The organism is Streptomyces sp. NBC_01551 (assembly GCF_026339935.1).
In the GTDB taxonomy this organism is placed as follows: Bacteria; Actinomycetota; Actinomycetes; order Streptomycetales; family Streptomycetaceae; genus Streptomyces.
Genome location: NZ_JAPEPX010000016.1, coordinates 1 through 3,522, shown reverse-complemented (window position 1 = coordinate 3,522; position 3,522 = coordinate 1). Strand labels below are relative to the sequence as shown.

Genomic DNA, 3,522 nt, shown 5'->3' with positions numbered 1-3,522 from the left:
TGCCGCTGCTCACCGATCGCGTCAGCATCGCGGCGATCAACGGCCCGCAGGCCGTCGTGGTGGCCGGCGACGAGGACGCGGCGACCGCGATCGTGGCGTCCTTCCCCGGGCGCAAGTCCAAGCGCCTCACCGTCAGCCACGCCTTCCACTCCCCGCACATGGACGGCATGCTGGCCGACTTCCGCAAGGTGGCGGAGGGGATCACGTACGAGCCGGCGCGTATCCCGGTCGTGTCGAATCTGACCGGTGCCCTCGTCACGGACGAGATGGCCTCGGCCGAGTTCTGGGTCCGGCACGTCCGCGAGGCCGTCCGCTTCCTCGACGGGATCCGCGCCCTGGAGGCCGCCGGAGTCACCACGTACGTCGAGCTGGGCCCCGACGGTGTGCTGTCGGCCCTGGCTCAGGACTGCATTGAGCACGACGCCGTCTTCGTACCCGCGCTCCGCAAGGGCCGCCCCGAGGCCGAGGCCGTCACCACGGCCCTCGCCCGGGCCCATGCCCACGGCGTCACCGTCGACTGGACGGCGTACTTCACCGGAACCGGCGCCCAGCGGGTCGACCTGCCCACCTACCCCTTCCAGCGCCAGCGCTACTGGCTGGAGGAGGCTCCGCGCCCGGCGGTGGTCGACTCCGGTGCGGGCTCGACCGGCGGTGCGGTGGACGCGGCGTTCTGGGAGGCCGTCGACAACGCGGACCTCGCCGCCCTCGCCTCCACCCTCGAGATCGATGCCGACCAGCCGCTGAGCGCGCTGCTCCCGGCGCTGTCCGCCTGGCGGCGCCGGAGCGCGGAGCGGTCGGTCGTCGACGGCTGGCGCTACGGGGTCACCTGGAAGCCGCTCGGCCATCCAAACGGCACCGCCCGCCCCGCCGGCACCTGGCTGGTGGTCACCGCGGCGACCGGCGCCGAGCCCGAGCTCCCCGGGATCGCGGACGCCCTCCGGGCAGGAGGCGCGGACGTACGGGAGGTCGCGCTGGACGCGGCCACCACCGACCGCGCCGCCGTGGCCGACCGGCTGCGTACGGCCCTCGCCGGCAACCGCGCCGACGGGGTGCTGTCCCTGCTGGCGCTCGCCGAGGCCCCGCACCCGGCCCATCCGGCGGCGCCGGCCGGGCTGCTGCTGACCGGGACGCTCGTCCAGGCCCTCGGCGACGCCGAGGTCGACGCCCCGCTGTGGTGCGTGACCTCCGGGGCGGTCGCGACCGGCCCCTCCGACCGGGTACGGAGCGCGACGCAGGCGCAGGTCTGGGGCTTCGGCCGGGTCGTCGCCCTGGAACACCCCGAACGCTGGGGTGGTCTGGTGGACCTGCCCGGCAGCGTGGACGCCCGGGCGCTCGACCGGCTGCTCGACGTACTCGCCGGCGGGAATGACGGGTACGAGGACCAGCTCGCCGTACGGTCCGCCGGTCTCCTCGCCCGCCGCATCGGGCACGCCGCCCCGGCGGCCGTCGCGAGCGGCGACGGAGCGGCGGAGCGCGCCCCCTGGCGGCCCCGCGGCACCGTCCTGGTCACCGGCGGCACGGGCGCACTCGGCGGTCACGTGGCCCGCTGGCTCGCCGCTCACGGTGCCGAGCACCTGGTGCTGGCCGGCCGGCGCGGGCCGCGGGCACCCGGGGTCGAGGCGCTGGTCGCGGAGGTCTCCGCGCTCGGTGCGCGGGCCACGGTCGTCGCGTGCGACGTGGCCGACCGGGAGTCCGTCGGCGAGCTGCTCGCCGCCCTGCGCGACGACACCTCCGGCCCCGGCCTGACCGCGGTCTTCCACACGGCGGGCGTCGGCCAGTTCGCGCCGCTCGCCGAGACCGGTGCGGGCGATGTCGCCGCCGTCCTCTCCGCGAAGGTCGCGGGCGCCGAACACCTCGACGAGCTGCTCGGGGACACGGAGCTCGACGCGTTCGTGCTCTTCTCCTCCATCGCCGGTGTCTGGGGCAGCGGAGGCCAGGGCGCCTACGCGGCCGCCAACGCCCACCTCGACGCCCTGGCGCAGCGGCGCCGGGACCGCGGGCTGACGGCCACCGCCGTGGCCTGGGGTCCGTGGGGCGAGGGCGGGCTGGTCGCCGACGACGAGGCGGCCCAGCAGCTGCGCCGCCGAGGCCTGCCGGTGATGGCCCCCGAGCTGTCGATCGCCGCCCTCCAGCAGGCGCTGGACGCGGACGACACGACCGTGACCGTCGCCGACGTCGACTGGGAGCTGTTCGTCCCGGCCTTCACGGCGGCCCGGCCGCGCCCGCTCATCGCCGACCTCCCCGAGGTACGCCGCGCAGTCGCCGCGGAGCAGCACGGCTCCGGCTCCGGCACCGGCACCGGCACCGGTGGCGACGGAGATGCCGGCGAAGCGGCCCGGCTGGTGGCCGAGTTGCGCGGCACGGGCGCAGACGAGGCCGAACGGATCCTGCTCGGCCTGGTCCGTAGGCACGTCGCCGCGGTCCTCGGGCACGACGGGGCAGGCTCGGTCGAGGCGGGCCGCGCGTTCAAGGAGCTCGGCTTCGACTCGCTCACCGCGGTCGAACTGCGCACCCGCCTCGGCTCGGCCACCGGGCTGCGGCTGCCCGCCGGCCTCGTCTTCGACCACCCGACGCCCGCCGCCCTGGCCGCGCACCTGCGCGCCGAACTCCTCGGCGAGGACACGGCGCCCGCGCTCCCGGCGCTCGCGGAGATCGACAAGCTGGAGTTCCTCCTGACGTCGGTCCCCGAGGACGACGCCGCCGAACGCGCCCGCGTGACGGCACGCCTCGAAGCGCTCCTGGCGAACTGGAACGGAACGGACCGGGCTGCCGCCCACGCCCTGGAGGACGAGGAGAACGCCATCGAATCGGCGTCCGCCGAGGACCTCTTCGACATCATCAACAACGAATTCGGAAAAGCCTGAACCTGATGCCCGATCCGATGCCCGATCGGCGTTTCCAGCCGATTCCGAATCCCGTATGCATTCCCCATTTCTCCAGGAGGTGACGTTCCAGTGGCCGGCGCGAACGAAGAAAAGCTTCTCGAAAACCTGAAGTGGATGACCACGGAGCTGCGGCGGGCCCGCCGCCGTCTCCAGGAGGTCGAGCAGGACGCCCACGAGCCCATCGCCATCGTCGCGATGAGCTGCCGTTTCCCCGACGGGGTACGGTCCCCCGAGGACCTGTGGCGACTGGTCTCCCAGGGCGGTGACGCCATCACCGGATTCCCCGGGGACCGCGGCTGGGACATCGCCTCCCTCGCCGATCCCGACCCCGACCGCAAAGGCACCTTCTACAACACGGGCGGCGGATTCCTCACCGACGCCACCGTGTTCGACCCCGGATTCTTCGGCATATCGCCGCGCGAGGCCCTCGCCATGGACCCGCAGCAGCGCCAGATCCTGGAAACCTCGTGGGAGGTGTTCGAGCGGGCCGGGATCGATCCGGCCTCCGTGCGCGGCAGCCGTACCGGCGTGTACATCGGCGCGGGCGCCATGGGGTACGGGGCCGACCTGAGGGAGGTTCCGGAAGGGCTCGAAGGGCTGCTGCTGACGGGTGGCGCGACGAGCGTGCTGTCGGGCC

Annotated in this window: 2 protein-coding genes; both read left to right on the top strand. The window is 74.4% G+C overall.

Going from position 1 to position 3,522, the window contains the following annotated elements; translation table 11 throughout:
* Window positions 1–2,864, top strand: a 2,864-nt coding sequence (locus OG982_RS30860) for an SDR family NAD(P)-dependent oxidoreductase (RefSeq protein ID WP_266950276.1), incomplete at its 5' end; no start/stop codon positions are given.
* Between the two features lie 135 nt (window positions 2,865–2,999).
* Window positions 3,000–3,522, top strand: a 523-nt coding sequence (locus OG982_RS30855; RefSeq protein ID WP_266950274.1) for a polyketide synthase, incomplete at its 3' end; no start/stop codon positions are given.